The organism is Klebsiella sp. RIT-PI-d (genome assembly GCF_001187865.1).
In the GTDB taxonomy this organism is placed as follows: domain Bacteria; phylum Pseudomonadota; class Gammaproteobacteria; order Enterobacterales; family Enterobacteriaceae; genus Superficieibacter.
On record NZ_LGIT01000009.1, the window covers coordinates 1,544,308 to 1,562,109 of the forward strand.

Annotated in this window: 16 protein-coding genes; 1 reads left to right on the forward strand and 15 read right to left on the reverse strand. The window is 54.1% G+C overall.

What is annotated here, in order from left to right; genetic code table 11:
- Positions 1-5: 5 nt before the first annotated feature.
- From AC791_RS13705 to flhD, 15 genes are all read right to left on the reverse strand, one after another.
- Positions 6-1,055 (reverse strand): protein-glutamate methylesterase/protein-glutamine glutaminase, encoded by a 1,050-nt coding sequence (locus AC791_RS13705; protein WP_049840974.1) that lies wholly within the window; start codon positions 1,053-1,055, stop codon positions 6-8.
- A complete protein-coding gene (gene cheR / locus AC791_RS13710; protein WP_049840975.1) occupies positions 1,052-1,918 on the reverse strand; it encodes a protein-glutamate O-methyltransferase CheR in 867 nt (288 codons plus the stop codon). The genes AC791_RS13705 and cheR overlap by 4 nt, the downstream gene beginning before the upstream one ends.
- Positions 1,919-1,937: 19 nt before the next feature.
- On the reverse strand, positions 1,938-3,539 hold the full coding sequence (tap, locus tag AC791_RS13715; protein ID WP_049840976.1) for a methyl-accepting chemotaxis protein IV: 1,602 nt from the start codon (positions 3,537-3,539) through the stop codon (positions 1,938-1,940).
- A gap of 42 nt (positions 3,540-3,581) precedes the next feature.
- Positions 3,582-5,231, reverse strand: a complete 1,650-nt coding sequence (tar, locus tag AC791_RS20620; RefSeq protein WP_049840977.1) for a methyl-accepting chemotaxis protein II — start codon at positions 5,229-5,231, stop codon at positions 3,582-3,584.
- A gap of 93 nt (positions 5,232-5,324) precedes the next feature.
- The gene (locus AC791_RS20625; RefSeq protein ID WP_049840978.1) at positions 5,325-6,290 is read right to left on the reverse strand and encodes a spore coat U domain-containing protein; all 966 of its coding nucleotides are present in this window, start codon (positions 6,288-6,290) and stop codon (positions 5,325-5,327) included.
- Complete coding sequence (locus AC791_RS13730; protein ID WP_049840979.1) at positions 6,287-8,683, reverse strand: fimbria/pilus outer membrane usher protein; 2,397 nt, start codon at positions 8,681-8,683, stop codon at positions 6,287-6,289. The genes AC791_RS20625 and AC791_RS13730 overlap by 4 nt, the downstream gene beginning before the upstream one ends.
- A complete protein-coding gene (locus tag AC791_RS13735) occupies positions 8,659-9,402 on the reverse strand; it encodes a molecular chaperone (RefSeq protein ID WP_228136910.1) in 744 nt (247 codons plus the stop codon). The genes AC791_RS13730 and AC791_RS13735 overlap by 25 nt, the downstream gene beginning before the upstream one ends.
- Positions 9,403-9,436: 34 nt before the next feature.
- Entirely contained in the window at positions 9,437-9,985 is a 549-nt protein-coding gene (locus AC791_RS13740) for a spore coat U domain-containing protein (protein WP_049840981.1), read from the reverse strand.
- Between the two features lie 8 nt (positions 9,986-9,993).
- Positions 9,994-10,554, reverse strand: a complete 561-nt coding sequence (locus tag AC791_RS13745) for a spore coat U domain-containing protein (protein WP_416202306.1) — start codon at positions 10,552-10,554, stop codon at positions 9,994-9,996.
- A 516-nt stretch (positions 10,555-11,070) separates the two neighbouring features.
- Positions 11,071-11,574: a chemotaxis protein CheW gene (gene cheW / locus AC791_RS13750; RefSeq protein ID WP_049840982.1), complete on the reverse strand. Its 504-nt coding sequence runs from the start codon at positions 11,572-11,574 to the stop codon at positions 11,071-11,073.
- A 20-nt stretch (positions 11,575-11,594) separates the two neighbouring features.
- Complete coding sequence (cheA, locus tag AC791_RS13755) at positions 11,595-13,592, reverse strand: chemotaxis protein CheA (RefSeq protein ID WP_049840983.1); 1,998 nt, start codon at positions 13,590-13,592, stop codon at positions 11,595-11,597.
- Between the two features lie 4 nt (positions 13,593-13,596).
- Entirely contained in the window at positions 13,597-14,529 is a 933-nt protein-coding gene (gene motB / locus AC791_RS13760) for a flagellar motor protein MotB (RefSeq protein ID WP_049840984.1), read from the reverse strand.
- The gene (gene motA / locus AC791_RS13765; RefSeq protein ID WP_049840985.1) at positions 14,526-15,416 is read right to left on the reverse strand and encodes a flagellar motor stator protein MotA; all 891 of its coding nucleotides are present in this window, start codon (positions 15,414-15,416) and stop codon (positions 14,526-14,528) included. Before motA ends, motB begins: the two co-directional genes overlap by 4 nt.
- Positions 15,417-15,537: 121 nt before the next feature.
- Positions 15,538-16,125 carry a flagellar transcriptional regulator FlhC gene (gene flhC, locus AC791_RS13770; protein WP_148677801.1) on the reverse strand — a complete coding sequence of 196 codons (588 nt, stop codon included), beginning with the start codon at positions 16,123-16,125 and terminating at the stop codon, positions 15,538-15,540.
- Entirely contained in the window at positions 16,122-16,469 is a 348-nt protein-coding gene (gene flhD, locus AC791_RS13775) for a flagellar transcriptional regulator FlhD (protein WP_049840987.1), read from the reverse strand. The genes flhC and flhD overlap by 4 nt, the downstream gene beginning before the upstream one ends.
- 876 nt (positions 16,470-17,345) lie before the next feature.
- On the opposite strand from flhD, the gene uspC reads away from it, so the two are divergent.
- Positions 17,346-17,768, forward strand: coding sequence for a universal stress protein UspC (gene uspC / locus AC791_RS13780; RefSeq protein ID WP_049840988.1), 423 nt, complete (start codon positions 17,346-17,348; stop codon positions 17,766-17,768).
- Positions 17,769-17,802 lie beyond the last annotated feature (34 nt).

Below are 17,802 nucleotides of genomic sequence, written 5' to 3' on the forward strand. Positions count from 1 at the left end.
CCTCGTTAAATACGTATTGCCTGTCCGGCACTGATTTTCGCCAGCATTTGCTGGCTTATCTGACTAAGATCGACCACTTCGCTCACGCCACCACTATTGATAGCTTCGCGCGGCATGCCGAACACCACACAACTTGCCTCGTTCTGGGCAATGGTCCAGGCACCCGCCTCGTGCATTGCCCGCATTCCGACCGCGCCATCGTTACCCATCCCCGTCAGGATCACCCCGACGGCGTTGCGTCCCGCGTATTTGGCTACCGAGTGAAACAACACATCGACAGATGGGCGATGTCGGTTAACCGGCGGGCCGTCATGAATTTTGATTTGATAGTTGGCCCCGCTGCGCGCCAGTTCCATATGCTTATCGCCCGGCGCAATGTAGGCATGCCCTGGCAACACGCGCTCGCCATCTTCGGCCTCTTTAACGCTTATTTGGCACAGCTTATTAAGCCGCTCGGCAAATGAACGGGTAAAACCCGGCGGCATATGCTGGGTAATTAATACCGCAGGACTGGAGAGCGGCAGCGGCTGGAGTACGTGACGGATAGCCTCGGTGCCGCCAGTAGATGCGCCAATGACCATCAGTTTTTCAGAGCTGAGCAGCGGCCCTGCCTTGAGCGTTACCGGTGCGGCAATCGGTTTATTCGCCGCCAGTTTCGCTCGCGACGCGGTACGGACTTTATCAGCGATCATCTCACTGTAGGCCAGCATCCCTTCACGAATGCCCAACTGCGGTTTGGTCACAAAGTCGATGGCTCCAAGCTCCAGCGCGCGCAGGGTCACTTCCGAGCCTTTGCCGGTCAGAGAGGAAACCATTACCACCGGCATCGGCCGCAGGCGCATTAATTTTTCCAGGAAATCCAGTCCGTCCATGCGCGGCATTTCAACGTCGAGGGTCAGCACATCAGGATTGTATTTCTTGATCAAATCCCGTGCTACCAGCGGGTCGGGCGCGGTAGCTACCATTTCCATGTCGCTGTGACTGTTAATGATTTCCGTCATGATTTGGCGCATTAGCGCCGAATCGTCTACGGAAAGCACCCTGATTTTGCTCATGCTTTCTCCTTACTCAGCGCATAAACCGTCTGCCCACGCAGCGTGAATTCGCGCGCCAGCTGGCTGAAATTCTCCGAATGTCCGGCGAACAGTAGCCCGTCGGGTTTGAGCAGCGGGACAAAGCGACGCAAAATGTCCTGCTGCGTCGTTTTATCAAAATAAATCATTACGTTACGGCAGAAGATCGCATCAAACGGCCCCTGCACGTTGTACTGTTTTTCGAGCAGATTTAACGGCGCAAACTCAACATAGTTCGCCAGCTCCTGACGGACCCGCACCAGCCCGGAATGCGGTCCGGTACCGCGCATGAAGTAGCGCTGAAGCTGCTGTGGCGACAGCGTTTTTAACTCTTCCTGACGATAGATACCCTCTTGCGCTTTACGCAGGACCTCGGTGTCTATGTCGCTGCCATAAACTTTCCAGCGGCCCGGCGCGGTGCCCAGCGTATCGGCCAGGGTGATCGCCAGCGAGTAGGGCTCTTCGCCGGTGGAGGCTGCCGCGCTCCAGACGCGATACTCGCCCTGCCGCTTACGCGCATGTTCCGCCAGCACCGGGAAGTGATGCCCTTCGCGGAAGAATGCCGTCAGGTTAGTGGTCAGGGAGTTAATAAATGCCTGCCACTCTGCGCTGTTAGGATTCGCTTCCAGCATGCCCAGATAATGACCAAAATCTTCCAGCCCCAGGGTCCGTAAACGGCGCACCAGACGGTTGTAGACCATGTCACGTTTGTGGTCCGCCAGCACAATTCCTGCTCGCTGGTAAATCAACTGACATATCCGACGAAAATGGGTGTCGGACAGCGCGAGGCGCTGAGTCATCTGCATAAGTAACGACGTTTGCCCGGCGGGCAGCGATGATGTCATGGCGGCTTCTCAATTACCTTCAGGTGATCTGTGACGCAGCTTGCACCGGCGTCCTGGCATCGTGTGTTACGGGTGATGCATCCAGCTGGAAGCGGGATACCAGGGCCGTCATATGATTGGCCTGGCTGGTTAATTCTTCGGTAGCGGCCGCGCCCTCTTCAACCAGGGCGGCATTCTGCTGAGTCACCTGATCCATCTGGCTGACCGCCAGCGCGACCTGTTCAATGCCCCGGCGCTGCTCGTCCGACGCCGAGGCAATTTCGCCCATGATGTCGTTAACCTGGGTCACTGAGCGCACGATCTCACTCAGCGTTTTGGCCGCGACTTCCGCCTGCGCCGATCCTTCATGAACCCGGGATACGGATTCTTCAATTAGCACTTTTATCTCTTTTGCTGCCTGCGCGCTGCGGCTGGCCAGATTACGCACTTCACCTGCGACCACGGCGAAACCGCGTCCCTGTTCGCCCGCGCGTGCTGCCTCTACCGCCGCGTTGAGCGCCAGAATATTGGTCTGAAAGGCAATACCGTCGATAACGCTGATGATATCGCCAATTTTTTGCGAACTGGTTTCGATATCACGCATGGTATCGGCCACGTGCGATGCCTGAGTACCGCCCTTTTGGGCGGTATCGGCTGCGCTGCGCGCCAGTCCTGAAGCCTGACGTGCATTATCGGCGTTCTGTCCGACCGTGGCCGTTAACTGCTCCATACTGGCGGCGGTTTCTGCCAGCGATGCGGCCTGCTGCTCGGTACGTGATGACAGATCGTTATTGCCTTCGGCAATTTCAGAAATGCCGGTATGCATCGCAAAACTGCCCTGCCGCACTTCGCTCACCGTTGCACGCAGCGCCGTTTGCATTGCCAGCAGGCTGGCAAAAATAGCCGATATTTCGTTTTTACCGTACACCGCGACAGGACGCGCAAGATCGCCTTTGGCAATGCTGTCAAAGTGGCTGGAAATTATCGCCAGCGGCTGGACAATCATTCGTCGCGACCAGAATAGCGACGCGGTAGTGATAAGCCCCGCAATAACGATCATCGAAATGAAGATCGCCGCCGACATGTGATAATTGGTTTCGCTGCCCTGGCGAGCCTGCACCGTCAGCCCATCAATGTAGGTCTGCCAGGCCGTAAAGTTTTTCTCAAAGGCCTGCTGAGACTGGTCGACCGGCGCACTCATAAAGTCAGAAAGCTGGTTGCTCTCAAGCCAGGTGGCCTGATGCTCCAGGTCGTTACGCCACGCGCTGAAGCTTTTCTTCGTCTCCGCCTGTAGCATTTTGCCGTTTTCCGTCGCCGCAGGCAGCGCCATCAGTTCAGCAATGTGCTTATCGGCCTGTTTCATACTGTCACGGGCGCGGGTCATCAGCGCTTTAATGTCATCCGGCGGATAGCTCAGGGCCGTCAGCGTACCGGCTTTATTGAGCGAATTACTGGCCGCCAGCATTACCGCCCGGCTCTGCATCAACAGCGTACGCTGTTGATTGCTGCGTTCGATTTGATTAACGTTTTGTACACCATCACGGAACGCCCAAAAGGACAGACCGTTACTTCCTACCTGTAGCAAACCACAGAGAACAAGGATCAAAAACAAGGTGGTCGAGATACGAATACGATTAAACATCAACGCTCCCATTACACGGCAATGCGCCGCCATCACAAAAAATCAAAAGGTTTCCCAGTTATTATCAGCCCCGGCAACCGCCGGGCGTGAATGCGGTGTTGCAGCCATTGGCGGCGGCGATGAAACGATGGCGGTTGCACCAGACGACAGACGAAACGTCGATACCGCCTGAGTCAGTCGGCTGGCCTGCTGTTCCAGTTCGACGGCTGATGCCGCCGATCCCTGCACCAGAGAGGCATTTTGCTGCGTGACGCGATCCATTTCGGCGACCGCCAGCGCCACTTGTTCAATGCCGCGACTTTGCTCATCAGAGGCGGAAGCGATCTCGCCCATAATGTCGGTAACCCGGGTGACGGCAGTGACGATATCCGCCATGGTTTCACCCGCGCTTTCCACCAGCACCGAGCCGGTGTCAACGCGGCTCACCGAGTCGTCAATCAACGCTTTGATTTCTTTTGCCGCCTGCGCGCTGCGGCTGGCGAGGTTGCGCACTTCGCCTGCGACCACGGCAAATCCCCGGCCCTGCTCGCCGGCACGTGCCGCTTCAACGGCTGCGTTAAGCGCAAGAATGTTGGTCTGAAAAGCAATGCCGTCGATGACACTGGTGATGTCAGCGATTTTTTTCGAGCTGGCGGCGATGTCGTGCATCGTATTCACAACGCTATCAACCACTTTCCCCCCGTGGCGAGCCGTGCCGGATGCGCTCTGCGCCAGTTGCGATGCCTGGCGGGCGTTGTCGGCATTTTGTTTCACCGTGGCGGTAAGCTGTTCCATACTGGCGGCAGTCTCTTCCAGCGCGGCAGCCTGCTGTTCGGTACGGGAAGAAAGATCGTGATTGCCACGGGCAATGTCGGTCATCCCGCTATGGATGGCATCCGTTCCACTACGCACGTTAGTGACCGTAGTGATCAACGCTTGCTGCATGTGCTCAACTGTTCCGGCAAGCTGAGCCATTTCGTTACGCCCGGAAAGCATCACTGGCCGGGTGAGATCGCCGCTGGCGATGTGGCGCAGATGGCTGATAATGGCGGCCAGCGGCGCGAGCAAGGTATGGCGAATGGCGTACCAGACGCCGACCAGCACCATCACCAGAACGACCGCAAGGATCGCCAGTTGCCACTGGGCAAAACGGTAATCCTGCGCGCTGGCGGTGAAGGCGTCGTGGTACAGCGTTTCGCTCAGGGCCGCGTACCGGGTCATCGCCTCGCCCATCGCATTTTGCATCCCCTGAGTGGGCTGCGCAAAATAGGCATCCATTTGACCGTTTTCCAGAAACTGAATCAGTTCGCTGAGTGCGGTGCGGTATTTCTGATAGCTGGCGTCCAGCGTCTGGCTGGCTGCCAGCATCTCTGCCGGCTGTGGCGTACGCTGGAAGAGCGCGTAATGTCTGCCCGCGTCCTCAAGCGTACTGCGGGCATTTTTCAGCAGATCCGTTTTGGCACCGCTCTGCTGGTTTGCCGCATCCATCATCATGCGCGCTGACGAGCGGCTAAGGTTGATGCGGGTTTGCAGCATCAGTGCCCAGGTTTTATTGATTTCAGCCTGATGAGTACGCAGATCGTTGGAAAGGATAAAACTGTGCTGATTCTGTTGTAATGATGAAAACAGCAGACCGCCGGACAGCAGTTGCAGGAGCGCGAAGACGCCCAGCACCATCATCAGCAATGTGACAACGCGGATACGATTCAACATACAGCACCTTCTCAATGGCTTGTTATCGAAGTTATCGGCAAGCCGGAAGGGAACTTTATGTTTGCCTTACGGAATAATATTTCATCGTTACGTTCAGAAGACGATATCGATAAGCAGCGTGTCGCTGTAGTCGCCGACCGGCGGAGTGGATTGCCCGCTGAGAATACGGGCGGTGTAGTGGTAAGTCCGCAGCAATCCGTCCTGACTGACGGCGGATGCATCGCTACTGGCCCAGCGCTCCGCCCCGGTACTGCCCCAGCGACTGGTGGTTGCGCCTTTATAGAGATCGTAACTCAGACGGTTAGCGCCAGAGGCCATATTGCGCACGCTGCCGCTGGCCCAGTTGCCATTGTTAATCCCGACGGTATACGTACTGCCTTTAGTACAGGTGATGCCTACAGACTGGGAGATAACCGGAAAATCCCGCACCATGGGCGCGCTGCCGAAGTTGACGTTTGGCGCATTAATCGTAATACAGTCGCTCAGTACGGTAAGATCAACCTGCGTCGAGAGCATTTTAGTGCCGGTTTGCGCCGTCGTGCATATTAAGGATGCCCCCAGCGCGCAGATGCTGTAACTCACCGAGAAATTGAGCGTCACCCGATACGGTCCTGCGCTGACGCTCTGACCACCTGTCAGCCGTAAATAAACCGGCAGCGTATAGCGTTTCACGGCAAGCAGACCCAGGAGCGTATTTCCGCTCCAGGTGTAGCTGCGGGTGGTCAGGGTTTCTGTGGCGGCGGTACAATTCTGCCCGCCGCACAGCCGGACGGGCACGGCATCCGGATTAGCTGGCGCATCGGTGCGCCGCAGGGTAGCGCGGCTATCGGCGCTAAATGAGGCGCTGGAATAAGTGAGCGTTACCGAGTCGTTGGTTAACAGATTAAGCACCGTGTCGCATTCGACGATCAGATTCACCGCCACCTGCGGCTCCGTATTGCTGACGGTAAACGAGGAGAGCGAGCCGAAGGCGGCATTACCAATACTGGCAACGCAGGCGGCGCGTAGTGCCGGACTGAAAAATAAAAGTACAAGTAAAACAATGGACGCCCGTTTCATAAGCGATCGGCCTTACAGGTCAATGGCCCATAGGTACGTAGCTGATGGAGCGGGTTGTCGCGCAGGGTCAGGGTAACATGGCACGTCATCCCGTCAGAGGTTATCACTTTCAGCGTATTAACCTCGCTGAGATTTTCCAGCCACGCAATACCGTCATAGCCCACTACGGTAGCGGGCTGCATATGCCTGTAGACCTGGCTTCCCGGCGGGATATCATCACCGTTTTCATCATGGAGGATCACGCTGGCCACTTTGGTCTGGGTCATCGGAAATTCCACCAGATAACCGCTATTACGGCGCAGGGCTACCCGCTGCTCCGTTTCTTTTAAGCGGGTATCCGCCGGCAAATTCAGCGCGTCGATGCGATAGCTCGCCGGATAATAGGACGATACGCCGCTGACCAGCAGGTAGCCATTTTTGTCCGTTTTCCCCATGGGCTGATTTTCATAACTGACCGGAATATCGGGATAGCCATCGGTGCTGATCACCACAAAAGCGTCGTTAATTTTATTGGCGGTAAAAAACTGGCTGTCCATAAAGACCAGCGATCCCGTCGCCTCACCCCACCATGTCATCATATTCCGCTCGCCGTAGCCGCCGCCCTGCAACTCAACGTAATTATTACGCCAGCCGAGCGAAGCCTGTTGATACTGGCTGGCCTGAGACTGCCTGGCCCACGCCATGTCCCAGCTAAAACCGCCATCGGTAGGCATGGCATGGCTATAGTTAATGCGCTGTGACGTCCCGGCGTCCGGCGTTTTCTCAAGACTCACCCCAACGCCGTCCCGTTCGCCGAACGGGATCTGAATGGACATCGCCAGGGTCCAGTCATCACGCTGCCGATCCTGACTGGCCGCCAGGTAGATACTGCTGCTGCCCCACAGATTGCGGCTCCAGGAGATATTCAGCAGTTCGCTACGCTGCCCGTCAAAACTTTGTACCCCAATCCATGCCGCCCCCACGTTGCCCCATTCATCCAGATTGACAGACAGTGAATACTGATCGGCACTTTTACTCAGGCTGGCGATCGGCTCATTATTGCCTTTCATATTGACGGGTCGATCGTAGTCATAGAGCGCGAGATTGCCAAAATCGGCATCGCGCCGGGTGTGCTGAGTGCCGAGGCTAAAGGTACTGGTGTTGTACTGGTATCCCCAGTTGAGTTGATGTCCCTCTTCACCGCGCATCTGGCTCTGCGTCCAGGCGCTGTTCACCACGCCCATGCGCCACAGTTTTACCACGCTGCCGAGCCCCCCAAGCGCCAGCGACTCTGCCCCTTCAGCATGACTCTCCAGCGTCAGCCAGTCGGTCAGACCATAGCGCCAGGAACCGCTGCCCACCGCCGGACCATAGTCAAAATTGTCGATACCATAGCGTCTGCGCAGCGCGCCTAACGTAATCGCCCCATCGCTCAGACCTGGGCTAAGCAGTGCGCTGTCAACATAAAAAGGCAGAACGGTGCTGACCTGACGCCCCAGCGCATCCGTTGTCACCAGTACCGCATTGCCCGACCCGTTAACATAGGGCAGATTGGTCAGCGAAAAAGGCCCGGGCTGAAGTTGAGTGCTTCCGGCCCGGTAGCCGTCAATGAACAGATCAACAGCGGTGGGCACCGCCGCCTCGCCGGAGAATGCCGGAAGCGGCCACGTGACCAGGTCCGGACGCAGCGAAAAATCCCGCCCGTAGCGTATGCCGCCGACGCGCACGCTATTACTCCAGCTCAGCGATTCGGTGATCACATCGCCGATGCTCCACTGAGTGACATCTTCTTCATTTGTCAGATTAAGCGTCGTGTCGTAGCGAATATATCCCTCCTGCTGCGGATGATCGCCCGCGTAGATATATCGCAGGCTGCCTGTCGAGGTGAGCGAGCCAATGTCGTAGAAATAACGAAACTCATGCCAGAGCGTCGCCTGGCCAGTGCCGTGCTCGGTTTGACTGGTGTAAAGATCGTAATTGATCAGCGCGCCCTGCCCGTTGACCGGCTCTGTATGCGCAATGCCGTCGCGAAACGCGGTGGCCGTAACAGGTAGCCAGTCGCGCGGCACGCGTAATAACAGACGCTGACCGTTGCCGTCGTACTCTACGCGCACCTCGGGCAATGCTGACAGATTAACTTCCCCCTGCGGCAGATGCTCAGCCGCCAGACCGGCACGCTGTAAATCTGCGCTGCTGACAAAATAGTGACCCTGACGCTGTACCACTGGCACCACCTGCCGCGTGTCGTAGTGGTTAATCACCAGCGCCAGATGATATAGCGTCTCTGCGTTAACGGCAGACGCACCCGGCGGCGGCGGCAGTGCATCATCCGCATCCTGAGCATTTACCGCGGTGGCGTGGGTTACTAAAGTCAGTAGCATCAGCGAGCCTAATTGCCGGGTGCGGAGTGCCATTTAGCATCCTTCGCATTAATTGTCGCCTCCAGTGCGTTCGGTCGGCTGGCACCCGCCGGTAACGGCCAGCGGTGGAACTGACCGGGCAGGACATATCCCAGCAGCCCTTCTCCCAGTTTGTATTTCTGCCCGTTTTGCGCCACCGTGACGTGGCTCAGGCGCAGATGGACATTACCCCGGTTGATGACTTCGATGGCCGGTTTGCCCGCCTGCTGAACTACACGCCAGCTCAGCCGGTCAGTCTGGACATCAGCATGATTGGCAGCATTGAGCTGAGTGCGTATCCCGCTGCCATATACAAATAGCGGCAGGGAATAGCGCATTTGCAGTTTGATCCCCATTTGCGGCGTCGCGGGGGCATCAGGCTGGGGAATTTCATCAATAATAATGCGATAGGCTTTCTCGACGCCGGCAGGAGCAGCGGTCTGCTTAATCAGCCGAATTAACTGCTTACTGCCGCGATCGATACGCAGGATCGGCGGGCTGGCAACCACGTCCTGCTGCGACTGGTATCGCTCATAGCCGCCCTCCTGCGTCCAGCGCACAATGCGTATTTGCATGGTGGCAGCGCTGTTTCCCTGATTCTCAATCCACAGCTCGCTGGCATTCATGTCGGCGCCAAGCCACGGATCGATAGGCCACAATAAGATAGTGGCAGCGGCATGGGCTTTTTGGTCGCCCGCAAAGCAGCCTGACATCAGCAAGGCCGCCAGCGCCATAACAGTAACAGCTCTCATTTTTGTTCTCCCTGAATCACCACGATAAGGTCACCGTTAATTGATCGTTATAAACCCCTGCCGGACTTAGCGCAGTCAGTTGCGCCACGCCAAACAGCGTCAGAGCGATATTACCGGCGTCAGTTACCGGAACGGCCACCTGCTGGTTGACCACAATCTCACTGTTGGCGGCCAGCGAACTGCTGCTGTAAAGCCGATAAGGAACACGCTCCGCTCCCTGCGCCCGCTGCATGTTGCGTACTGAAGCATAATGCTGGCCGCCATCAATAGTCATGGTCAGCGCGACGCCCGGCGTACAGGCCAGCGAGAGCGCTGTATTGGGCACGAACTGCGCGCTGATAGTGCCGAACGCTGCACCGGAGCGGGTGCCAAAATTGAGCACCCCCAGCTCTCCTCCCGTGCCGCTGACTACCGAACATCCCCGCACAATGGTGGCGCTTACCTGAAAGGTTTGTTTGGTTAGCGCCTGCGGCCCGCTGAACGGTAAGATCGTCAGGGCGAAAAAAAAGCCTGTGCGTAGGCGTAGCCCGGCTCCCCGAAAGGAGCCTTTTAGTATTCGCCGCATCGGGAGAATCAGTACGTTACGCTGACATTAATGGTGTCGGTATATGTGCCGGGAACCACACTAATACTGTTACCGCCGTCCTGGATACGTCCATACAACGTGTAATTATCGACAGGTCCGGTATTTGATGCGATGGGAATGGGAGTGTTATTGGTGATTTCATTATTAAAACCACTGTCGCTATACAAATTATACGCGACGCCCTGAGTGGCATCATCAGTATTGACCAGATAGCGTGGATCGGTGCCCGGCGTTCCAACTGAAGAGCCTGGATTTGCCGTATGCGTATTCCCCGTAATTTCAACCCGATAACTGGTGGTGGTGCATTGAATACCAAAACTATTACCGCTGGTGGCCCCTCTTAATTGCGTGGTAAGCGTGGAGAACGTTGCCGGGTGCGTACCAAAATCCAGGGTACCGAAATTAATTCCATTCTGACTGGGCGAACCATTGATTAAACAGCCGTTGGTCAGCGTTAGCGTGGCACCAATGGTGCCGTTGCTGGTGACCGCGTGGGCCTGAGTGTTCATTAAAACCAGAATACTGCTCGTAAGGATTAAAAGACGCATTCGGTTCATAGTACCGTCTCCGGTATAAGATAATTTCAGCGTTTTATTTACGCCGCCACCCGTGAATACGCGATGCTGCACAAGCAGCCTTCTTATTTAATTTAGATTAAACCAACCGAATAATAAAGATAAAAGTTTCAGCATTGTTTTTCCATAATGATATTATTCATATTATATTTCAGCCAATTAGCCGAGAAGCCACTCTTTCATCAATTTATTTCATACAAGTGGTGCTGATTTTGTGATTTTTATCACGCTGAACAATGCCGAATTTCCCATTAACTGCGGCAGGTGATATTTTAAAATCAATATTTAATTTAATACTGCTTAACTTTATATTACACAGACTTAATAGCTAACGAATATAATATACTTCGCAATAATATCAGCGATATTGGGTTAAGCGATTCATTGTAAAGAAAAAGTATTTATAGCGAAACGGCAGAAATGGACCAGCAGTACTTATCGGAAAGAGACACTCTGTCCGCGGCTGCGGACAGGGTGTCTTAGGATGTATCAGGCAGCGTGATTTGCAGCAGAATCCAGCAGCGCCATCTCTTCGCTGTTGAGTAATTTCTCAATATTAACCAGAATCAACATGCGTTCGCCCAGTGCGCCGAGACCGGTCAGGTATTCGGTAGAGAGCGTGACGGCAAATTCCGGTGCCGGACGGATTTGTTCAGCAGTCAGTGACAGCACATCGGAAACCCCATCAACCACAATTCCGACCACACGCTGACCGAGATTGAGTACGATCACCACCGTGTTGTCATTATACTCAACGCCCTGCTGCTCAAATTTCACCCGCAGATCAACGATAGGGACAATAACTCCGCGCAGATTGGTCACGCCCTTAATGAAAGCCGGGGTGTTGGCAATGCGGGTTACCTGATCGTAACCGCGGATCTCCTGCACTTTCAGGATATCAATCCCATACTCTTCATCGGCCAGCGTGAAGACCAAAAATTCCTGACCCGATGGCTCACCTGCCAGTTTTGTAACGTTATTCATACCGGTCATTTTTTACCCTTTTAACTTAATCAGGCTGCTGTGTGCGCCATACGTTGTTCACGATTTAATCCCTGAAGCGCTGAAACATCGACGATCAGCGCCACGCTACCATCCCCGAGAATAGTGGCGGCAGAAATACCCGGTACTTTGCGATAATTACTCTCGAGGTTTTTCACCACCACCTGATGCTGGCCGATAAGCTGATCGACCAGCAGCGCATAACGGCGTCCGGCTGTTTGCAGGATCACCACAATTCCTTGCGTCGCTTCGGTTCTGGCACCCTGAACATCAAACACTTTCCACAATTCAACCAGCGGCAAATACTCGCCGCGGACTTCCAGTACCCGTTCGCCACCCGCCAGCGGATGCAGATCTTCTATGCGCGGCTGCAGGGATTCCATAACGGCATTCAGCGGCAGGATAAATACTTCCCCGCTCACTTTCACCGACATGCCATCAAGAATAGCTAATGTTAGCGGCAGCAGGATGCGAATGGTGGTGCCCGTACCCTGTTTCGACTGGATCTCAACGTGCCCCCCCATCTCCTGGATGTTCCGTTTTACCACATCCATACCGACACCGCGCCCGGACACATCGGTCACCTGCTCCGCGGTGGAGAAGCCCGGAGCGAAAATCAGCATCCCGACCTCTTCGTCGCTCATGTTGTCATGAACGGCCATGCCCTGCGAGGCGGCTTTCGCCAGGATCCGCTGACGATTCAGTCCTGCACCGTCGTCGGTCACTTCAATACAGATATTGCCGCCCTGATGTTCGGCGGACAGCACCAGATTACCCACCGCCGATTTTCCGGCGGCAAGCCGCGTATCCGGGGATTCAATACCGTGGTCAAGGCTGTTACGCACCAGGTGCGTCAGCGGATCGATGATGCGTTCAATCAGGCTTTTATCAAGCTCGGTGGAACTCCCCACCAGCGTCAGTTCAATTTCCTTATTCAGCTTACTGGCCAGATCCCGCACCAGACGCGGGAAGCGGCTGAAGACATATTCCATCGGCATCATGCGGATGGACATTACCGATTCCTGAAGATCGCGGGCGTTACGCTGCAGCTGCCCCATGCTGGTAATCAGATCGCCATGAGCGACCGGATCGAGTTCATTAGAGCGCTGGGCCAGCATCGACTGGGTGATCACCAGTTCGCCGACCAGGTTAATAAGCTGATCGACTTTTTCAACGGCCACGCGAATGCTGGAAGACTCGCTGACGCGGGTCGGCTTTTCGGCGCTGCTGCGGCTGGCCGGCGCCTCTTTTGGCACGGCGACCAGCACGGGTGCTGCGGGTGCGGGAGCGTCAATAGACGGTTGTTCTTCTGATTCGGCGTCAGACTCATCGGCGACCACGGCTTCAAACGCAATCTGATCGGCTTCGATAACGAAACACAGTACCGCAACAATGTCGTCTTCTTCGACGCTACCATCAAGAATGGCCGACAGTGAGTCCGCGGTTTTCACCACGCCCGCAAGCGTTGCCAGATTGCCCAGTTCCTCTTCCAGCAGATCGGGCTCCCCCGCCTTCAGGCGCGAGAGCACAATACGCGTCTGTCCGCTGGCAGTCTCCTGCGGTTCGTCGGGGGCAACAACGGTCAGTTTGGCGGCAGGCGGCGATGCAACCTCGCCTTTTGCTTCTAGCGCTAACTGGCGCAGCGCGTGACAGATATATTCAAAGCTGGCAGCGTCCGGCTCCTGAGAGCTTTTATAAGCATCGAGCTGTTCCTGCATAATATCTTTAGTTTCCAAAAACAGGTTGATAATGTCAGTGTTAAGGTGCATCTCTCCACGTCGGGCCTCGTCCAGCAGGTTCTCCATTAAATGCGTGGTTTCCTGCAAAATTGAGAATCCAAAGGTACCCGCACCGCCTTTAATCGAGTGGGCCGCGCGGAAAATTGCATTCAGCTGTTCTCCATCCGGCGACTCGGGCACCAGGTCCAGCAGATGCTGTTCCATGTCAGCCAGTAATTCATCGGCTTCATCAAAAAAAGTCTGATAAAAATCACTAATATCCATGCTCACGCTATCACCTCGGATCGGCTTGTGGCGATGTGGGACTGCCCGCCTGCGGTGCTGCCGCAGATGGCGTTAATTCACTAAACGGGACGTTCTGACTTTCGGCATTCTCATTAAGAATGGCCTGTTCGGTGCGCTTGTTCAGCACTACCAGGCTAATACGGCGGTTGATAGCGTCATTTCCCCCACGGTCAGACAGCCGCATGGTTGCGGCCATGCCAACGACGCGCAGAACTTTATCGCTGTCCAGACTGCCGGCCACCAGCTCGCGACGCGAAGCGTTAGCGCGGTCTGCGGAGAGTTCCCAGTTGCTGTAACCCTTATCACCACCGGCGTATGGGTAATCGTCAGTATGCCCGGAGAGACTAATTTTATTGGGGATTTCGTTGAGCACCGGGGCAATAGCGCGCAGGATATCGCGCATGTACGGCTCGACTTCAGCACTGCCGGTCTTAAACATCGGGCGATTCTGACTGTCGATTATCTGGATACGCAATCCTTCCTGTACCAGGTCGATTTTAAGATGCGGTCTGAGCGCCTTAAGTTTGGGATCGGCCTCAATCAACTGATCAAGTTCACCGCGGATCTTTTTCAACCGGCTCATTTCCATCCGCTCACGGAGCTGTTCGATGTTGGGCTGCTGTTTGTGAACTTCACCCTGCTGCTGGGTATAGTCGTCACCACCGCCGGGGATCGGGCTGTCGCTGTTAGAAACCCGCGGACCGCCCGCCACCGCTGTGGCCAGCGGCGTACGAAAGTACTCGGCAATCTGAATCAGTTCTTTCGGGCTGGAAATGGAAATCAGCCACATCACCAGAAAAAATGCCATCATCGCGGTCATAAAATCGGCGTAAGCAATTTTCCACGATCCGTGAGCGCCGCCACCGTGACTTTTATGTTTCCGCCGCTTAACGACGACAATGGGGTGCGCCTGATTTTTCATGCGTCCTCAGTCGTGGTTTGCTGGGCAGACGGATTTCTGACGGCGCGGACATGCTCTTCCAGTTCAACAAAGGAAGGACGTTCGCTGGAGTACAGTGTTTTACGCCCAAATTCGACGGCAATCGGCGGCGCATAGCCATTAAGATTCGACAGTAGCGTTATCTTAACGCACTGCATCATCTTGCTGGTCTCAGCACTTTTTTGCCGCAGTACGCTGGCGAGCGGGGAGATAAATCCGTAGGCCAGTAAAATCCCGAGGAAGGTGCCGACCATCGCGTGAGCGATGAGCGCTCCCAGTTCCGCTGCCGGACGATCCGCCGAAGCCAGGGCATGAACAACGCCCATAACCGCCGCCACGATACCGAACGCCGGTAAAGAATCGCCCACGGAGGCCAGCGCGTTGGCCGGAACCTCTGATTCGCTTTCGTGGGTTTCGATCTCTTCATCCATCAGCGCTTCGATTTCGAAGGTGTTCATATTGCCGCTGATAATAAGGCGCAGGTAATCAATGATGAAATCCAGCATTACGCCATCGGCCAGTATCCGTGGATAGCTGGCGAAGATTTCACTCTCTTGCGGATTCTCAATGTCCCTTTCAAGCGAGAACATCCCCTGCTGGCGTGATTTTGCCATCAGACGATACAGCAGCGCCAGCAGGTCCATGTACATGCCTTTGGTATATTTTGAGCGCCGAAAAAGCAGCGGGATCGCTTTAAGCGTTCCCTTGATGGACTTACCGTTATTACCAACGATAAACGCACCTACGCCAGCCCCGCCGATAATAATAAGTTCAGCCGGTTGATAGAGTGCTCCAAGGTGTCCGCCGGTCATCATGTAACCGCCGAAAACTGTACCGAGAACAACCAGGTAACCCAATAAGATAAGCACGACATCATCCTTTCTGTTGACCAGAGCAGGATGCGCAAATCGACAATTAACGCGTCAGGGAGGCAAAAAAAAGCAGCGGTAATTGCTTACCGCTGCTGGAGTGTTGACCACACCGTATCGGTTAAACAGCCTGTTCGATCTGTTCATCCAGCAGTTGTGGTGTTATATCGGCAACATCGCGGGAAAGTTTACGTCTTTTTACGGCCCTGGACGGCGGCTGGCATAAACTGCACACAAAACTACCTACAGGCTGATGCGCATGGGTAATGAAATTGCCGTCGCAGCAGCTGCAATGTGACAATTGAAGCATCCCGCTTTCAACAAAGCGCACCAGTGTCCAGGCTCGCGTTAGCGCCAGCAATGGTGCTTCACCGTCCAGCTGCGGGCACTGCTCAAGATACAGGCGATACGCTTTAATAACCGCATCAACGCCACTGCACAGCCCCGTTTTTAACAAATACTGCCAGGCATTGCAGAACATTGACGAGTGTATGTTCTGCTCCCAGGTCATAAACCAGTCGGTGGAAAACGGCAGCATACCTTTCGGTGGCGGGCTACCGCGAAGCTCTTTATACAGTTTGATAAGACGACCACGGCTCAGCTGTGTCTCGCTTTCCAGCATCTGTAAGCGAGCGCCCAGCGTAATCAGCTCCATTGCCAGCTGAATATCACGGGCTTCCTGAACAATGCTTTTTTCGCTCATCCTCAGGCCCTTTTCTTGCGCGCAGCGGCAGCCTGGCCCGCGTCTGAAAGCAGGCGAGTAGAAAGGAGTATCCCGGTGTGAATTTGTTGCAGATCGTCAACGCGTGAATCCTGCGTCAGACGGTTGATTGTCTCATGACTGTCAAAACGGAATTCACAAATAAGCTGATTGGTCTCAGCCAGTTTCACCATTTGCGGCAGTGTTAGTTCTACCAGCGTAGTTGCCATCTCTTCGTTGATACCGAGACGGAACATCGCTGATGGTTTGTCCTGACCGATCAGGCGCTGCGCAAGGAGTAGATATGACAGATTGATGTCGTAAATATGTTTCAGCAACTCGGATGTATGCATTTTTCCCATCCAGAATAACTCACTATTGTCTTATGCGGTGTAACCGCACCCCGTGATGTCGCCGGGAAAGTCCCGGTAAAAAAGAAAAGGTCAAAATGCATAGTTGTACTTAGTTGTACTTAGCGATTTGCGTTCTGAAACGTGCTTCGGGAGAACTCGATCATCAGATTTCTTAGAAACACTTTAAAGAATTCTTACAAATTACTAAGACTTTTCCTAATGCGCCGCAACTCTACTCGTCAGCCCTACCACATACAACGATGTGCTGCCTTGATTTTAGGAACTATGTGATCGACATCACATAATGTACGCAAATATTAAACATAAATCCATCAATCTTGGTGATTTGTTGGTGTATTTTTATGCAAACCTGCTGTTTACCTATTCCGCAGTACAATCAGCCTTATCTTAAAGCGGAGTAACATTATGTTAGTTTTCCCGAAGCTGCCACATTGCGGATGAAAAATATTTTTCGTCTCTATTGTAGAAACTGTTTATTAAAAAAATTCATAGATACATACGCTTATAATTTAATGTAACAAAAATAATTGCTATACGTAATCATTCTCATATTGTTAATCACATGATCATTTAATTAACAATGAATGATAATAGTTTTCAAAATTGATCCATTTAGTCATGGTCAGCACACGCTGGCTGCTGCCTCAATTATTTCATAAGAATAATTAATGAATAATTTGAATCGGTGTGCAAAACAGTATTCAGGCCTATTGCAGGCGTTGTTTAATGGGCGTAAGGATAGTTAGTCAGATGAATGAAATCGTCATCAATAGTGCAAGGACGACGCTTAGCGCCTGAATGAGAGGGTTTCACCCGTCTGCTATAACATTATTTATGCGTCTGAAAGGAGGTCCGATGCGTTATCAACATCTTCTGGTGGCCGTTGCTGCCACGCCGGAAAGTCATCGTCTGGTTGCCAAAGCCGTGTCCATTGCGCGACCGCTTAATGCCAGCATCAGTCTTATTACCCTCGCCACTGACCCGGAAATGTATACCTGTTTCGCCGCCCCCATGCTGGAAAATCTGCGGGAGATAGCGCATGAAGAGACCCGGCAATTTTTACGTGACATTGTTCAGCATGCCGGGTACCCGATCGCTGAAACTGTCATTGCATCCGGTGAGTTAAGTGAGCATATCAATCATTTTTGCCGAACCCGAAAGGTGGATCTGGTGTTATGCGGTAATCATAATCACAGTTTTTTCTCCCGGGCGACCTGTTCGGCCAAAAATGTCATCGGCAATACCGGGGCCGATGTATTACTGGTGGCGCTGCCATAAAAAAGCCCGGCTGCTTATGCGGCCGGGCACGATG